General features: G+C 62.7%; 17 protein-coding genes. 9 read left to right on the top strand and 8 right to left on the bottom strand.

Going from position 1 to position 16,409, the window contains the following annotated elements:
• The first annotated feature begins 142 nt into the window (after positions 1-142).
• Positions 143-2,983, top strand: coding sequence for a class I adenylate cyclase (locus tag AC3ISR_RS27420; RefSeq protein WP_192297969.1), 2,841 nt, complete (start codon positions 143-145; stop codon positions 2,981-2,983).
• On the opposite strand, the gene rnk is transcribed toward AC3ISR_RS27420, so the two are convergent.
• The 3 genes from rnk to cyaY all read right to left on the bottom strand — a co-directional run bounded on the left by rnk (position 2,980) and on the right by cyaY (position 4,078).
• Positions 2,980-3,393 carry a nucleoside diphosphate kinase regulator gene (gene rnk, locus AC3ISR_RS27425; protein ID WP_192297970.1) on the bottom strand — a complete coding sequence of 138 codons (414 nt, stop codon included), beginning with the start codon at positions 3,391-3,393 and terminating at the stop codon, positions 2,980-2,982. The two genes, AC3ISR_RS27420 and rnk, sit on opposite strands and share 4 nt — an antisense overlap.
• A gap of 131 nt (positions 3,394-3,524) precedes the next feature.
• A complete protein-coding gene (locus AC3ISR_RS27430; protein ID WP_192298242.1) occupies positions 3,525-3,743 on the bottom strand; it encodes a DUF1289 domain-containing protein in 219 nt (72 codons plus the stop codon).
• Between the two features lie 2 nt (positions 3,744-3,745).
• Positions 3,746-4,078, bottom strand: a complete 333-nt coding sequence (gene cyaY, locus AC3ISR_RS27435; protein ID WP_027608321.1) for an iron donor protein CyaY — start codon at positions 4,076-4,078, stop codon at positions 3,746-3,748.
• Between the two features lie 238 nt (positions 4,079-4,316).
• Here cyaY and lptM point away from each other — a divergent pair, with 238 nt between their 5' ends.
• Genes lptM through AC3ISR_RS27465 form a run of 6 tightly spaced genes read left to right on the top strand, consistent with a single transcriptional unit; the run spans position 4,317 to position 8,899 of the window.
• Entirely contained in the window at positions 4,317-4,484 is a 168-nt protein-coding gene (gene lptM / locus AC3ISR_RS27440) for an LPS translocon maturation chaperone LptM (RefSeq protein ID WP_192297971.1), read from the top strand.
• A 9-nt stretch (positions 4,485-4,493) separates the two neighbouring features.
• A complete protein-coding gene (gene lysA, locus AC3ISR_RS27445; protein ID WP_192297972.1) occupies positions 4,494-5,741 on the top strand; it encodes a diaminopimelate decarboxylase in 1,248 nt (415 codons plus the stop codon).
• Positions 5,742-5,744: 3 nt separating this feature from the next.
• Positions 5,745-6,575 (top strand): diaminopimelate epimerase, encoded by an 831-nt coding sequence (gene dapF, locus AC3ISR_RS27450; RefSeq protein WP_192297973.1) that lies wholly within the window; start codon positions 5,745-5,747, stop codon positions 6,573-6,575.
• Between the two features lie 13 nt (positions 6,576-6,588).
• Entirely contained in the window at positions 6,589-7,305 is a 717-nt protein-coding gene (locus tag AC3ISR_RS27455; protein WP_192297974.1) for a DUF484 family protein, read from the top strand.
• Between the two features lie 2 nt (positions 7,306-7,307).
• A complete protein-coding gene (xerC, locus tag AC3ISR_RS27460) occupies positions 7,308-8,207 on the top strand; it encodes a tyrosine recombinase XerC (protein WP_489324521.1) in 900 nt (299 codons plus the stop codon).
• Positions 8,204-8,899, top strand: a complete 696-nt coding sequence (locus AC3ISR_RS27465; RefSeq protein ID WP_226454654.1) for an HAD family hydrolase — start codon at positions 8,204-8,206, stop codon at positions 8,897-8,899. The genes xerC and AC3ISR_RS27465 overlap by 4 nt, the downstream gene beginning before the upstream one ends.
• 194 nt (positions 8,900-9,093) lie before the next feature.
• Here AC3ISR_RS27465 and sutA read toward each other — a convergent pair whose 3' ends face one another.
• The 3 genes from sutA to glnK form a co-directional block, all read right to left on the bottom strand.
• Positions 9,094-9,429 (bottom strand): transcriptional regulator SutA, encoded by a 336-nt coding sequence (gene sutA, locus AC3ISR_RS27470; protein ID WP_192297977.1) that lies wholly within the window; start codon positions 9,427-9,429, stop codon positions 9,094-9,096.
• 387 nt (positions 9,430-9,816) lie between these two features.
• A complete protein-coding gene (locus AC3ISR_RS27475; RefSeq protein WP_489324522.1) occupies positions 9,817-11,154 on the bottom strand; it encodes an ammonium transporter in 1,338 nt (445 codons plus the stop codon).
• A 34-nt stretch (positions 11,155-11,188) separates the two neighbouring features.
• The gene (glnK, locus tag AC3ISR_RS27480; RefSeq protein WP_002555808.1) at positions 11,189-11,527 is read right to left on the bottom strand and encodes a P-II family nitrogen regulator; all 339 of its coding nucleotides are present in this window, start codon (positions 11,525-11,527) and stop codon (positions 11,189-11,191) included.
• 423 nt (positions 11,528-11,950) lie between these two features.
• Between glnK and AC3ISR_RS27485 the strand changes: the two genes are divergently transcribed.
• Positions 11,951-12,214, top strand: a complete 264-nt coding sequence (locus tag AC3ISR_RS27485) for an accessory factor UbiK family protein (protein WP_071488052.1) — start codon at positions 11,951-11,953, stop codon at positions 12,212-12,214.
• Positions 12,215-12,430: 216 nt separating this feature from the next.
• Positions 12,431-13,942: a YifB family Mg chelatase-like AAA ATPase gene (locus AC3ISR_RS27490; protein ID WP_192297979.1), complete on the top strand. Its 1,512-nt coding sequence runs from the start codon at positions 12,431-12,433 to the stop codon at positions 13,940-13,942.
• On the opposite strand, the gene glyA is transcribed toward AC3ISR_RS27490, so the two are convergent.
• Together glyA and AC3ISR_RS27500 are read right to left on the bottom strand one after the other, a co-directional pair.
• Entirely contained in the window at positions 13,933-15,198 is a 1,266-nt protein-coding gene (gene glyA / locus AC3ISR_RS27495) for a serine hydroxymethyltransferase (protein WP_226454657.1), read from the bottom strand. The two genes, AC3ISR_RS27490 and glyA, sit on opposite strands and share 10 nt — an antisense overlap.
• Positions 15,199-15,223: 25 nt before the next feature.
• Positions 15,224-16,405, bottom strand: a complete 1,182-nt coding sequence (locus tag AC3ISR_RS27500) for an aspartate aminotransferase family protein (RefSeq protein ID WP_489324523.1) — start codon at positions 16,403-16,405, stop codon at positions 15,224-15,226.
• Positions 16,406-16,409 lie beyond the last annotated feature (4 nt).

Consider the following 16,409-nt stretch of genomic DNA (forward strand, 5'->3'; position numbering starts at 1 on the left):
CAATGCGGATTCCGGGGGCGCTGCTGTGAAAGGGTTAAAGTTCTGACGTCAAAGACCGATTACCCTCTAAACCTCCTATGCTCCTGGCGGTAAACTCCAATACGGCCGCCCACGTCGGGCCCTGCGCGCCACCGAGCTCGACATGACCCGCACCCATGAAATCCGCCCCGACCTGGACGAAGGCATCGACCGCAAGGTGCTGGCCCAACTGCGTGCGCGCTTCATGGCGCTCAACGATGGCCGCATGGCCCGGGCTGTCGAGGGGCTGACACCACGCCAACAAAGCGTGTTGACCCTGTTGCCGCTGTTCTTTCACGTCAATCATCCGCTGTTGCCCGGCTATGTCTCCGGAAGCACGCCGGCCGGGCTGTCGAATTTCGAACCCGACACCCAAGCCCTGGCCGAAGCCCAGCGCCTGACCCGTTCGTTTTCCTATAAGCCACGCCACGGCAACCCGCCGCAGCCGATCCACGGCCTGTTCCTGATGGGCAGCCTCGGCACCCTGGCCCAGGCCGACCAGAGCGATATGGACGTGTGGGTCTGCCATGCCCCGGACCTCGGCGAAAACGAACTGGCCGAGTTGCGCAAGAAGTGTCAGTTGCTGGAAACCTGGGCCCTGGGCATGGGCGCCGAAGCGCATTTTTTCCTGATCGAGCCGACACGCTTTGTACTGGGCGAGCGCGACACCCAGCTCAGTTCCGACGACTGCGGCACCACCCAGCACTACCTGCTGCTGGACGAGTTCTACCGTACCGCCATCTGGCTGGCCGGACGCACGCCGATCTGGTGGCTGGTGCCGGTGTATGAAGAAACCCGCTACGCCGAATTCACCCACACGCTGATCTCCAAGCGCTTTATCCGCGCCGACGAAACCCTCGACCTCGGCCATCTGGCGCGCATCCCCCCGGGGGAGTTCATCGGCGCCGGGCTGTGGCAGCTGTTCAAGGGCATCGAGTCACCCTACAAATCGGTGCTCAAGCTGCTGCTGACCGAGGTCTACGCCAGCGAACACCCCCACGTGCATTGCTTGAGCCTGCGGTTCAAGCGGGCGGTGTTCGCCAATCAGATCGACCTCGACGAGTTGGACCCTTACATCGTGGTCTACCGCCGCATCGAGGAATACCTCAAGGCACGCAACGAGCCCGAGCGCCTGGAACTGGTGCGACGCGCCCTGTACCTGAAGGTCAACCGCAAGCTCAGCGCTGGCCAGCGCACCACCAGCTGGCAACGCTTGCTGCTGGAGCGGCTGGCCCACGAATGGGGCTGGGACCAACGCCAGCTGGCCCTGCTCGACAGCCGCAGCCAATGGAAAGTGCGCCAGGTTGCCTCCGAGCGCCGCGCCCTGGTCAACGAGCTGAACTACAGCTACCGCTTCCTTACCCAGTTCGCCCGCACCGAGCAGACCGTCAGCCTGATCAACAAGCGCGACCTGAATGTACTCGGCCGCCGCCTGTACGCCGCGTTCGAGCGCAAGGCCGGCAAAGTCGAGTTCATCAACCCCGGCATCGCCCCGGACCTGGCCGAAGACACCCTGACCCTGGTGCAATCGCCCAACCGCAAGGAGCCCGGTCAACATTACTGGGGCCTGTACAACGGCAACCTCACAGCCCAGGAATCTGAACACTTCGCGCCGATCAAACGCAGCCGCGACCTGCTGGAGATGCTCACCTGGTGCCATCGCAACGGCGTCATCGACAGCAGCACGCGCCTGGCGCTGCACCCTGGCATCAGCGACATGACCGAATTCGAGCTGTTCAACCTGCTCGGCAGCCTGCAACAGACGGTCGCCCTGCCCCTGGCCAGTGTCGATGAAGAACGCCTGCTGCGCTCGGCCGTGCCAGAGGAAGTGCTGCTGTTGATCAACGTCGGCGTCGACCCGCTCAAGCACCACCGCGACCTGAACATCCTGATGACCACCGAGCGTACCGACTCCCTGAGCTACGCCGGGGTGCGTGACAACCTGGTTCTGACCCTGGATCAGGTCACGCTCAATAGTTGGAACGAGGTGCTGGTCAGCCGCTACGACGGCCCGCACGCCCTGCTCGATTGCCTGCGCGACTACCTGAACCAACTGCCGTCGGATCACCTGCCACGCCTGCGGGTGCGCTGTTTCTGTCACAACCGTGCGCAGTTCATTGCCCAGCGCGTCGAGGACATCTTCGACACCGCGCAGCACCTGCTGCTGGCTCAAGGCAATCACCGCTACCTGTTGCAGGTGCAGCAGCACTATCACGTGATGGAGCTGGTGCCGGGCCAGGCCACCCACGTACCGCTGCCAACCCAGGACGCATTGATCAGCTACCTCAGCGAAGAGCTGGCAGGCTACAGCCCGCTGCACCTGGACGCCATGGCACTGGAAGGCGACGACCTGGCGCTGCTGCTGCCCATGGGCCTGGCCGATTGCGTGCAGGTGTTTTACCGGGTCAACGACGGTGTTGCCGAACTGTACGTGCTGGATGAGTTCAACGCGCTCTGGCGCCAGCAATTGCCGTTTCATGATGAGCAGAGCCTGTTGGCGCCGCTGCAGCGCTTCCTGCAATCGATCATCTATCGACGCGAAGCACTGGCACCGCTGGACAACAGGCAACCCTTGGGTGAAGTGCAAATCCTGTATTACCAACTGTTGCCGTCGGGCAGCAATCGCGCGCGCAGCGTCGAGCCGCGTCCGGCGCCGCAGAACTCGGCCAACAAACCGTTTTATGACGTGCAGGCGATTATCGGCAAGGCCGCACCGGGCCAGGTGGGCGTTACCTTGTATTGCAATCAGCGGGAGTTCTGCGAACTGGAATTTGGCGACCAGCTCTTTAGCGTGGTCGCCCAGGAGATCGTCGGGCAGCGCCGGGAAACCGAGCGCTACCGCTGCTACATCACCGATCTGGACCTGTCGGGCCTGCTCGGCGACGTGCAAAGCCCGAGCAACCTGTACCTGCGTTACAAGGCCGAGCTGGAGCTGTCGCTCAACGCGGCGCTGAAGCAGATTTAGAGCGGGAAGGCGCCGCCGTCCTTGGGCTGGCCGTCAACACTGAGCAGTTCCAGCTTGAGGGTCTTGCCGCCGGGCGCCGGCCAGTCGATATGCTGGCCCACTTGCAGGCCCAGCAACGCGCTGCCCACAGGTGCCAGGATCGAGATCTTGCCTTCATCGGCATTCGCGTGTTTCGGGTAGACCAGGGTCAGGTGGTAGTCCTTGCCACTGCCTTGTTCACGGCAATGCACGCTGGAGTTCATGGTCACGACACCCGCAGGCACTTCATCGTGGCCAACCACCTCTTCGGCGCGGTCGAGTTCGGCTTGCAATGCTTCGACGCCAGGAGACTCGTCGCCCAGGCGGTCGATCAGTTGCTCCAGACGCTGCACGTCAAGACGGGTGAGGATGATGGACGGTGCGGTGGTCATGATTCAGGCAGACTCCTTTTTTCTGCACAAAAAAGCAAAACCCCGCCAGAAAAAGGCGGGGTTCTCACTGGCCTCGATGAGTTGAGGCGTAGCCGGACACTACCACAGCGTCACAAATAAACAAGACGACCTCAGGCGCCAGCCCTGCGCTGCTCGGCCTCGGCGCAAATCACCCGGCGCCGCGCATCGTCGGCGGAGCGCCATTCACGGATGTCTTCGACGTGACGGAAGCAGCCGCGGCAGACTTTTTCCTCGTCCAGGCGACACAAACTGATACAAGGTGACGGCACCGCCGGGCTGACATTGCTGAACAGCGGCTTGGGCGGACGTACGGGAGCGGGCTGCGTCACCATCAGATCTCGTCGAAGTCCAGCTCGGCGCCGGTGTATTCGTGGACCAGGCGCGCAAGCATTTCGCCCAACAACTCTTCACTCTTGTCGCACTGCCATTTGCCGCTTTCTTCGTCGTAGTCGAAGTGCACGCCACCGGAACGCGCCGCCAGCCACAGCTGACGCAGCGGCTCCTGGCGGCTGAAGATCAGTTGTTGGCCACTCTCGAACTTGACGGTCAGCACGCCAGCCGAATTCTCCAGGTCTACATCCAGGCCGCTGTCGTCGAAAATATCTTCCAGCGCCTGCTGGGTCGCATCCACCAAGTCGTGAAAACGGGCTTCGGTCAAACTCATTGTGGCAACCTCAAAAGTGTCTGGTTTTGCTCAAGCGCCGCACGATACGGGCGAGCCCGGCCGATTGCAAAGGATACCGATTCCATCGCGATTGGCGGTATGAAATATCCCCAGTCAGCGTAGTCCGCTTCGCAGCCATCTCGGCAAACCCCCGCCGGACGGGTATTTCAGCGCATAGGCAAGCTGGCGGGTGGTCGGTATACTCGGGCGCAATTAATGCATATTCAAGGATTTCGCCATGAAGCGCCTGATCTCTTCCCTTGCTGCGCTCGTCGCGGTCGCTTGCCTCGTTAGTGCCTGTGGTCAAAAAGGCCCGCTGTACCTGCCCGACGACAGCAAAGACCCGAATGAACAGGCGCAATCGTCGCAAAAATCTGCAAAAGCGCATAAGCACGACACCTACTAAGGGACATTCATGGACGCTTTTAACTACCGGAACGGCGAGCTGTTCGCGGAAGGCGTGGCGCTGTCCGCGATTGCCGAACGTTTTGGCACCCCGACCTACGTGTACTCCCGTGCGCACATCGAAGCCCAATACCGCAGCTTTGCCGACGCGCTGGAAGGCACGCCGAGCCTGGTGTGCTACGCGGTCAAGGCCAACTCCAACCTGGGTGTACTGAATGTCCTGGCGCGCTTGGGCGCTGGTTTCGACATCGTCTCCCGTGGCGAGCTCGAACGTGTACTGGCCGCCGGCGGCCAGGCTGACAAGATCGTATTCTCCGGCGTGGGCAAGAGCCGCGATGACATGCGCCGCGCCCTCGAAGTCGGCGTGCACTGCTTCAACGTCGAATCCACCGACGAGCTGGAACGCCTGCAAGTGGTGGCCGCCGAGATGGGCGTTCGCGCGCCGATCTCCCTGCGCGTCAACCCGGACGTCGACGCCGGCACCCACCCGTACATTTCCACCGGTCTCAAAGAGAACAAGTTCGGCATTGCCATTGCCGACGCCGAGGACGTGTACATCCGCGCCGCCCAACTGCCAAACCTGGAAGTACTGGGTGTCGACTGCCATATCGGCTCGCAACTGACCACCCTGCCACCGTTCCTCGACGCCCTCGACCGCCTGCTGGCACTGGTCGACCGCCTCGGTGAGTGCGGCATCTACCTGCACCACATCGACCTCGGTGGTGGCGTAGGTGTGCGTTACCGCGATGAAGAGCCGCCGCAGATCGCCGACTACATCAAGGCTGTGCGCGAGCGCATCGAAGGCCGTGGCCTGGCGCTGCTGTTCGAGCCGGGCCGCTACATCGTCGCCAACGCCGGCGTGCTGCTGACCCAGGTCGAGTACCTCAAGCACACCGAACACAAGGATTTCGCCATCGTCGACGCGGCGATGAACGACCTGATCCGCCCAGCGCTGTACCAGGCCTGGATGAACGTCACCGCCGTGACCCCTCGCGACAGCGAAGCGCGCGCCTACGACATCGTCGGCCCGATCTGCGAGACCGGCGACTTCCTGGCCAAGGATCGTCAGCTGGCCCTGGAAGAAGGCGACCTGCTGGCCGTGCATTCGGCCGGTGCCTACGGGTTTGTCATGAGTTCCAACTACAACACCCGCGGGCGTACCGCCGAGGTGCTGGTGGACGGTGATCAAGCGTTTGAAGTGCGTCGCCGCGAGACGGTAGCCGAGTTGTATGCTGGCGAAAGCCTGCTGCCGGAGTAAGCCATGCTGCTGCGTTTTACCAAGATGCACGGGCTGGGCAATGATTTCATGGTCCTCGACCTGGTCAGCCAGCACGCGCATATCCTGCCCAAACACGCTAAACAGTGGGGCGACCGCCACACCGGCATCGGTTTCGACCAATTGCTGATCGTCGAGGCGCCGAGCAACCCGGAGGTGGATTTCCGTTACCGGATCTTCAACGCCGACGGCTCCGAAGTGGAACAGTGCGGCAACGGCGCGCGCTGCTTTGCGCGCTTTGTGCTGGACAAGCGCCTGACCGCCAAGCGCCAGATCCGCGTCGAGACCAAGAGCGGCGTGATCGAACTGGACGTCCGCAACGACGGCCAGATCAGCGTCAACATGGGCGCGCCACGCCTGGTGCCGGCGGACATTCCGTTCCAGGCCACCGAGCAAGCCGCCAGCTACACGGTCGACGTCGACGGGCAGAGTGTCGAGCTGGCCGCCGTGTCCATGGGCAACCCCCATGCGGTACTGCGGGTCCACGACATCAATAACGCGCCCGTACACGAATTGGGGCCCAAGCTCGAACACCACCCGCGCTTTCCGGCCCGGGTCAACGTAGGTTTCCTGCAGGTGATCGACCGTTCCCGCGCGCAATTGCGCGTCTGGGAACGCGGTGCCGGCGAAACCCAGGCTTGCGGCACCGGTGCTTGCGCCGCTGCCGTGGCCGCGATCAGCCAGGGGTGGATGGATTCGCCGCTGTTGATCGACCTGCCCGGCGGACGTCTGTCCATCGAATGGGCAGGCCCTGGCCACCCGGTACTGATGACCGGGCCGGCCTCGCGTGTATACGAAGGACAGGTCCGTCTATGAGTGAGCCCAGCCAATGACCGATAAGCCTCAAGTACCCGCACAAGCATCCCCGAGCGACAGTCTGGAGGCCGCTGCCGTCGCGGCGTACCTTGAGGCTAATCCGGACTTCTTCGTCGAACACGAGGAGCTGCTGCCGGCCTTGCGCATCCCCCACCAGCGCGGCGACACCGTGTCGCTGGTGGAGCGGCAGATGAAGATCCTGCGCGAGCGCAACATCGAAATGCGCCACAAGCTCTCGCACCTGATGGACGTGGCCCGCGACAACGACCGCCTGTTCGAGAAAACCCGCCGCCTGATCCTCACACTGATGGACGCCACCAGCCTGGAAGAAACGGTGATCGCCGTGGAAGACAGCCTGCGCCAGGATTTCCAGGTGCCCTTTGTCAGCCTGATCCTGTTCAGCGACAACCCGATGCCGGTGGGGCGCTGGGTCAGCGGTGCCGAAGCACAGACCGCCATCGGCGGCCTGCTGTCCGAAGGCAAGACCATCAGCGGCACCCTGCGCGAGCATGAGCTGGACTTCCTGTTTGGCGCCGAACAGCGCAAGCAGATCGGCTCCACTGCCGTCGTCGCCCTCAGCCATCAAGGCCTGCATGGCGTTCTCGCCATCGCCAGCCGCGACCCGGCGCACTACAAAAGCTCGGTGGGTACGTTGTTCTTGACCTACATCGCCGAAGTGCTGGGCCGCGTCCTGCCGCGTTTCACCACCGCCCTGCGCGCGGTGCGCTAGGCATGGAACGGCAACTGGACGCTTACTGCGCTCACCTGCGCAGCGAGCGCCAGGTGTCGCCCCACACCCTGGAAGCCTATCGGCGCGACTTGAACAAGGTCCTGGCGTACTGCGAAAAACAGCAGATCGCCAGCTGGAAGGCCCTGGACATCCAAAGCCTGCGCAGCCTGATTGCCCGCCTGCACCAGGCCGGCCAATCCTCGCGCAGCCTGTCGCGCCTGCTGTCGGCGGTGCGCGGCCTGTATCACTATCTCAATCGCGAAGGCCTGTGCGAGCACGACCCGGCCAATGGCCTGTCACCGCCCAAAGGCGAGCGACGCCTGCCCAAGACCCTCGACACCGACCGCGCCCTGCAATTGCTCGACGGTGCGGTCGAGGACGACTTCCTGGCCCATCGCGACCAGGCGATCCTCGAACTGTTCTATTCCTCAGGTCTGCGCCTGTCGGAACTGACCGGCCTGAACCTGGATCAACTGGACCTGGCGGACGGCCTGGTGCAAGTGCTCGGCAAAGGCAGCAAGATCCGCGTGCTGCCGGTGGGCCGCAAAGCCCGCGAAGCCCTGCAACTGTGGCTGCCGCTGCGGTTGTTGACCAACCCGGCGGACGACGCGGTGTTTGTCAGCCAACAAGGCCGACGCCTGGGGCCACGTGCCATCCAATTGCGCGTCAAGGCGGCGGGCGAGCGTGAATTGGGCCAGAACCTGCACCCGCACATGCTGCGCCACTCCTTCGCCAGCCATTTGCTCGAATCATCCCAGGACCTACGCGCGGTGCAGGAACTGCTCGGCCACGCCGACATCAAGACCACGCAGATCTACACCCACCTGGATTTCCAACACCTGGCAACGGTGTACGACAGCGCCCATCCACGGGCCAAACGCATCAAGGGCGGCGACTCATGAGTATCAAGCTGATCACCTTCGACCTGGACGACACGCTCTGGGACAACGTACCCGTCATCATCAGCGCCGAAGCGTCGATGCGTGAATGGCTGGCGACCCACGCCTCGAAGGTCGGCGACTTGCCCCTGGAGCATTTCGCCAGCCTGCGCCAGCAGGTGCTGGAGCGCCATCCGGAGCTGAAGCACCGCATCAGCGTGCTGCGCCACCGGGTGTTGATGCATGCCTTTGAAGAGGCCGGTTATCCACAGCCCGAGGCCACACAAATGGCCGATGTGTGTTTTGAGGCGTTCATTCATGCGCGTCATCAGCTCACCCCGTTCCCTGAAACCGAACCGATGCTGCAAGCGCTGCGTCAGCACTTCCTGCTGGGGGTAATCACCAACGGCAATGCCGATGTGCAGCGCGTTGGCCTGGCCGACTACTTCCACTTTGCCCTGCGCGCCGAAGACATCGGGATTGCCAAGCCAGATGCGCGATTGTTTCAGGAGGCTATGAAGCGCGGCGGCGTGGAGGCCAGTGCGGCGGTGCATATCGGCGATCATCCAGGGGATGACATTGCCGGGGCGCAGCAGGCGGGTTTGCGGGCGGTGTGGTTCAACCCGACGGGCAAGGTGTGGGATGCAGATAAGCGCCCGGATGCCGAGATTCGTAACCTGGCGCAATTGCCAGAGTTGCTTCGCGGCTGGCAGTAAAAACGCAGATCAAACCTGTGGGAGCGGGCTTGCTCGCGAATGCGGTGTGTCAGTCAGCACATCCGTAACTGACAGACTGCATTCGCGAGCAAGCCCGCTCCCACATTGGGTATGCGGTGGGCCTTAGGAAATTATTCCAGACATGAAAAAGCCCGCAGCGACGGCGGGCTTTTCTTACAAGCAAGTGGCTGACCTCAGATAGGTCGGCTGCCGTACTTGTTATCCGGCTTCTTCGGTGGATCCGCCACCACGTTGGCCTCGACTTCCTGCACTTTGCCGCCTTTGGCGAGGAATTCTTCCATCGCGCGGGCCAGCGCATCGCGCTCTTTGTTCTTGGCTTCAACGCTCGGCAGTTCATCTACCGAAACGGCGGCCTTGGCTTTGCCTTTGGCCTTGGGAGCAGCAGCGTCGTCGCCACTGTCATCGACCTCGTCGGCACTGCCATCATCCGCTGCAACTTCAAGACCTTCATCGGTCTCGTCGTCATCACCTACTTCGAGGTCGTCGTTTTCCAGATCATCGTCGCTCATGTTCTACCTCATGACTTGCGAAAAGCAGATTAGTTATAGCCCAGCTTCATCCCCTGTCGAGGCCGCTGGAAAAAAATCAACATCCACCGGATAACCAGTGGCTTATGCCCCATCACCGTGCAAGATGGCGAGGACTTTACGAGCACCGCCGTGTTCACGCTGCTCGCCGGATAAATACAGTTCTGCGCCCATCGGCGCGCATTCTAGCGCGCTCAGGGAAAAAACAAAGTGCCGAATACGCCTACATGCCTGTAAGACATTCGCATGCTTGAAAGTGGCTTGTGTGCCCCATCACAAACACAACGCAAAAACCGTTACAGCGTTGAGACACTGAAAAACGCCAGGCAAAAAAATGCCCGGCAAGCCGGGCATCTTTTTTCCGCGTACTTACAAGTTGTAGCCGCGTTCGTTGTGTTGTGCCAGGTCGAGGCCGACAGCCTCTTCCTCTTCGGTAACCCGCAGGCCCATGACCATGTCCAGCACCTTGAGGATGATGTAGGTCACGATCGCCGTGTAGATCACGGTGAAGCCGACACCTTTGCACTGGATCCAGACCTGCGCAGCAACGTCAGTCACGGTGCCGAAGCCGCCCAGGGCTGGCGCTGCGAACACACCGGTCAGGATTGCACCGACGATACCGCCGATACCGTGCACACCGAAGGCGTCCAGGGAGTCGTCGTAGCCCAGCTTGCGCTTGAGGCTGGTAGCGCAGAAGAAGCAGATCACACCGGCCACCAGGCCGATCACCAGGGCGCCCATCGGGCCCACGGTGCCTGCGGCTGGCGTTACAGCAACCAGGCCGGCCACGACACCCGAGGCAATGCCCAGTGCGCTTGGCTTACCATGGGTGATCCACTCGGCGAACATCCAGCCCAGCGCCGCAGCAGCGGTCGCGATCTGGGTGACCAGCATCGCCATACCGGCGGTGCCGTTGGCCGCAGCGGCGGAACCGGCGTTGAAGCCGAACCAGCCCACCCACAGCATGGCCGCGCCGATCAGGGTGTAACCCAGGTTGTGCGGGGCCATCGGGGTGGTCGGGTAGCCTTTGCGCTTGCCGAGCACGATGCACGCCACCAGGCCAGCCACACCGGCATTGATGTGCACCACGGTACCGCCGGCGAAGTCCAGCACGCCCCAGTCCCACAGCAGGCCACCGTTACCGCTCCAGACCATGTGCGCGATCGGCGCATAGACCAGGGTGAACCAGATCGCCATGAAGATCAGCATCGCGGAGAACTTCATGCGCTCGGCGAAGGCACCGACGATCAGCGCCGGAGTGATGATCGCGAAGGTCATCTGGAAGGTGATGAACACCGCCTCGGGGAACAGTGCCGCAGGCCCGGTGATGCTGGCCGGGGTCACGCCCGCCAGGAACGCCTTGCCCATGCCGCCGAAGAAGGAGTTGAAGTTGACGACGCCCTGCTCCATCCCGGTCGTATCAAAGGCGATGCTGTAGCCGTAGACGACCCACAGGATGCTGATCAGGCCGGTGATGGCGAAGCACTGCATCATCACGGAAAGAATGTTTTTGGAGCGCACCATGCCGCCGTAGAACAGCGCCAGGCCTGGAATGGTCATGAACAGCACCAGCGCGGTGGATGTGAGCATCCACGCCGTGTCGCCGGAATTGAGGACTGGAGCAGCCACTTCGTCTGCCGCCATGGCCAGGCTTGGCATTACGATGGACAACAGGGCTCCTAGCCCTGCGAATTTACGCAGAGTCATATTGTTTTCTCCTGGGGCGTTGGGGTTTGGCGGCTTAGATTGCGTCGGTATCGGTTTCGCCGGTACGGATGCGAATAGCCTGTTCCAGATTGACCACGAAGATCTTGCCGTCACCGATCTTGCCGGTGTTGGCCGCCTTGGTTATCGCCTCGATAACCCGGTCAAGATCCTTGTCGTCAATGGCGACATCAATCTTCACCTTCGGCAGGAAATCGACTACGTATTCCGCGCCGCGATACAGCTCGGTGTGACCCTTCTGCCGACCGAAGCCTTTGACCTCAGTAACGGTAATGCCCTGCACGCCGATCTCGGACAACGACTCGCGTACATCGTCCAACTTGAACGGCTTGATGATGGCAGTGACTAGCTTCATGAAAACTCTCTCCCGAATTGGTGGACTTGCCCCAGGAAAACAAACCCGTCTCAAGTCTAAGCGCAGTGCCTGGCTTTGTAACGCATCGTCTCAACGGCAGTTGCCATTGCGACACCAGCGAACCACTGGTGACGAAACCTGTACCCCTGATCCGTCGGCGCACTGCATTCGTCACAGCGACTGCATCAGTGCATGGGTCATGATCGTCTAAGCAGAAACCTTGCCAGCTCCGTAAAAATCACTGAAATCAGTCCTTTGCCCACTTTTGCCCACCGTCGGGGCTTTTTGGCGGCTGTATTGCGCACAAAAACAGTGCGCCGCCGGACGGCACGTTGCGCGAAAAGCGTGCGCCCCACGCAGTGAAAAAGACTATAGACGCTGCGTGATACACTGCCGGCCAACAGTTATTCCGGAATATTTCCCATGCTCGCGCCCAAAGATCTCCTCGACGCCCTGAGCGGCCATGCCTCTCGCCTGTTCAGCGGCGACACCCCGCTGCCCCGCAACGAAATCGAAAGCCAGTTCAAGGCGCTGCTGCAAAGCGGCTTCAGCAAGCTCGACCTGGTGAGCCGGGAAGAGTTTGACAGCCAGATGGTCGTGCTGGCCCGCACACGTGCGCGGCTGGAGAGCCTGGAAGCGAAGGTCGCCGAACTGGAAGCACGATTGACGCCGCCATCTGCTGAATAAACGCGGCCCATTGTGGGAGCGGGCTTGCTCGCGAAGGCGGGGTGTCAGTCTCCGAGTTTATTGACTGACCCACCGCCTTCGCGAACAAGCCCGCTCCCACATTTGGCCCCGTCGCTCTCTGGATACGTTCTGTAAAACCTCCCGCCATCGATAGTTTCACTCCTCGTCTACCCTTGAAAAACCCGCAGGATGCGGCCCCCATTTCAAGGAACGAGCATGTCCCTCGCCATCGTCCACAGTCGCGCCCAGGTCGGCGTCGAAGCCCCTTCCGTCACCGTTGAAGTGCACATGGCCAATGGTCTGCCGTCCCTCACCCTGGTGGGCTTGCCCGAAACCGCGGTCAAGGAAAGCAAGGACCGCGTACGCAGTGCCATCCTCAACAGCGCGCTGCAATACCCGGCCCGGCGCATCACCCTCAACCTCGCGCCCGCCGACCTGCCCAAGGACGGCGGGCGGTTTGACCTGGCGATTGCCCTGGGAATCCTCGCGGCCAGCGTGCAGGTGCCGGCGTTGATGCTCGATGAGGTCGAATGCCTGGGTGAACTGGCCTTGTCGGGCGCCGTGCGGGCGGTCAAGGGCGTGTTGCCGGCGGCATTGGCCGCGCGCAAGGCTGGACGCACCGTGATAGTGCCGCGGGCCAATGCCGAGGAAGCCTGCCTGGCGTCGGGGCTGAAGGTGATTGCAGTGGATCATTTGCTGCAAGTGGTGGCCCATCTGAACGGGCACCAGCCCATTGAGCCCTACAAGTCCGATGGTTTGTTGTACCTGAACCGACCTTACCCGGACCTGAGCGAGGTACAGGGCCAACTCGCCGCCAAGCGCGCCTTGCTGATCGCCGCCGCCGGCGCGCACAACCTGTTGTTCAGCGGCCCGCCGGGCACCGGCAAGACCCTGCTTGCCAGTCGCTTGCCGGGCCTGCTGCCGCCGCTGAGTGAGCAGGAAGCCCTGGAGGTCGCCGCGATTCAATCGGTGGTCAGCCTGGAGCCGTTGAGCCATTGGCCCCACCGGCCGTTCCGCCAGCCGCACCATTCGGCATCGGGGCCGGCGCTGGTCGGCGGCGGGTCGAAACCGCAGCCAGGGGAAATCACCCTGGCGCACCACGGCGTGTTGTTCCTGGATGAATTGCCGGAGTTCGACCGTAAGGTCCTGGAGGTACTGCGCGAGCCCCTGGAGTCAGGGCATATCGTCATCTCCCGCGCCCGCGACCGGGTGAGTTTCCCGGCGCGCTTTCAACTGGTGGCCGCGATGAACCCCTGCCCCTGCGGCTACCTGGGCGATGCCAGCGGACGCTGTCGCTGCACGCCGGAACAGATCCAGCGCTATCGCAACAAACTCTCCGGCCCGCTGCTGGACCGCATCGACCTGCACCTGACCGTTGCCCGGGAAGCCACCGCATTGAACCCCACGCCACAAAGCGGCGACAACACGGCCACCGCCTCGGCGCAGGTTGCCCAGGCGCGGGAGCGCCAACACAACCGCCAGCGCTGCGCCAACGCCTTCCTGGATTTGCCCGGGCTGCGCCGGCACTGCGCGCTGTCCAGGCCGGATGAAGCGTGGCTGGAAAGCGCGTGCGAGCGTTTGACCCTATCCCTCAGGGCCGCCCACCGGCTGTTGAAAGTCGCCCGCACCCTGGCAGACCTGGAGTGTGTGGACACCATCACCCGCCCGCACCTGGCCGAAGCGCTGCAATACCGGCCAGTCGCCTGCGGCCAGGCCGATCAACGGTAGACCGGGTGACGCCGGCACAGCGCAATCACCTGTTCGCGCACATGATGGGCGACTTTATCGCTGTCATCGCGCTCCATTGCGTCAAGCACGTCGCACAGCCAGCCGGCCAACTGTTCGCATTCGAATACGCCGAAACCACGGGTGGTGACGGCCGGCGTGCCAATGCGCAGGCCCGAGGTCACAAACGGCGAACGTGGATCATTGGGCACCGAGTTCTTGTTGGCGGTGATGTAGGCGTTGCTCAAGGCCGCGTCGGCTTCCTTGCCGGTGTAAGGCCGGTCGGACAAGTCGATCAGCATCATGTGGTTATCGGTGCCGCCCGAGACGATCTTGTACCCGCGCTGCTGCAACACCGCAGCCATGGCCCGGGCATTGGTCACCACCTGGGCCTGGTAGGTCTTGAACTCAGGCGTCAGCGCTTCCTTGAACGCGACCGCCTTGGCCGCGATCTGGTGCATCAACGGCCCCCCCTGAACCCCCGGGAACACCGCCGAGTCGAGCTTCTTGTAAAACGCTTCGTCTTGCCCCTTGGACAGGATCAGGCCGCCCCGAGGACCGCGCAGCGTCTTGTGCGTGGTGCTGGTGACCACATGGGCATGGGGCAATGGGTCCGGGTATTCACCGGCGGCGACCAGCCCGGCGACGTGCGCCATGTCGACCCAGAAGATCGCCCCGACCTTGTCGGCAATTTCGCGCATGCGCGCCCAGTCCTTGTATCGCGAGTAGGCCGAGAAACCACCGATCAACATCTTCGGCCGTGTTTCCAAGGCAATGCGCTCCATCTCGTCGTAGTCGAGCAGGCCTGTCTTTGGATCGAGGCCATACGGCACGATCTTGTAATGACGGCCGGAAAAGTTCGACGGGTTACCGTGGGTCAGGTGACCCCCCTGGGCCAGGTTCATGCCCATCACCGTGTCGCCGGGGTTGATAAGCGCCAAGAATACAGCGGCGTTCGCCTGGGCACCGGCATGGGGCTGCACGTTGGCGTAGTCGCAATCGAACAGCGTCTTGACCCGCTCGATGGCCAGCCGCTCGGCCACGTCGACGTATTCGCAGCCGCTGTAATAACGCTTGCCCGGGTACCCCTCGGCGTACTTGTTGGTCAGCACCGTGCTCTGGATTTGCATCACCAGGGGGCTTGCATAGTTCTCGGAAGCGATCAGCTCGACATGGTCTTCCTGGCGATGTTCTTCGTTATGAATCGCCTCGCACAGCTGAGGGTCGAAAGCTTTAAGGGTCAACGTTGAGTCGTACATGGTGAAGAGGTCCTTGAGTGAAAAGTCAGGCGCTGTGGGCCAGGAGTCGAGTGACACGCTCGGCGATGTCGTCGATCTGCGCGTCGTCGCAGATCAGCGGCGGCAGCAGGCGGATAGTGGTGCCCCGCGTCACGGTGATCAGCAGGTGTTGTTCGTCACGCGCGCGTCCCACCAGTTCGGCGCACGGGCGATTCAGTTCGATGCCGACCATCAAGCCCAGGCCGCGAATCGACACCACGTCCGGGTGATTGCCCAACGCCTCCTGCAACGTGGCCAACAGGCGCCGCCCCGAGACAGCCGCACGCAGTGGGATCTGGTCCCGCGCCATGATGTCGACCACCGTGCACCCGACCCGGCAGGCCAGCGGGTTGCCGCCAAACGTGGAGGCATGGTGGCCGGGCGAAAACAATTCGGCGGCCTTGCCCCGCGCCAGGCAGGCGCCAATGGGAAAGCCATTGCCCAGCGCCTTGGCCAGGGTGATCACATCCGGTACGACCTGCGCGTGCTGGAAACCGAACCAGGCACCTGTGCGGCCCATGCCGGTCTGCACTTCATCGACCATCATCAGCCAGTCATGGGCATCGCATAGTTCTCGCAGGGCATGCAGGTACTCGCGGGACGCCGGGTGTACACCGCCCTCGCCCTGCACCGGCTCGACCAGCACCGCGACGATGTCGGGATACTGCTCGGCCACTGCGCGAATGGCGTCGATGTCGTTGTAGGGCACGCGGATAAAACCTGGCATCAACGGTTCGAAGCCGCGCTGCACCGCAGGGTTGCCGGTCGCGGCCAACGTGGCGAGGGTGCGCCCGTGAAAGCTGTTTTCCATCACCACGATCTGTGGCTGCGCGACCTGCCGGGCGTTGCCGTGCAAGCGCGCCAGCTTCAGCGCGGCTTCGTTGGCTTCCGCACCGGAGTTGCAGAAAAACGCGCGCTGCATGCCGGACAAACCGCACAAGCGCTCGCCCAACCGCGCCTGCCATTCGATCTGGAACATGTTGGTGGTGTGCAGCAACTGGCCGGCCTGCTCGGCAATGGCCGCGGCGATTTCCGGGTTGGCGTGACCCAGGCTGGTCACCGCGACGCCCGCAATGGCATCCAGGTATTGGACGCCCTGCGTATCCCAAAGATAGGGCCCCTCGCCACGGGTGAACGCGACCGGTTGGCGGGCATAGGTGTGCATGAGGTACGCGGGTGCAGAAGACATCACG

The organism is Pseudomonas sp. GL_117 (assembly GCF_057835125.1).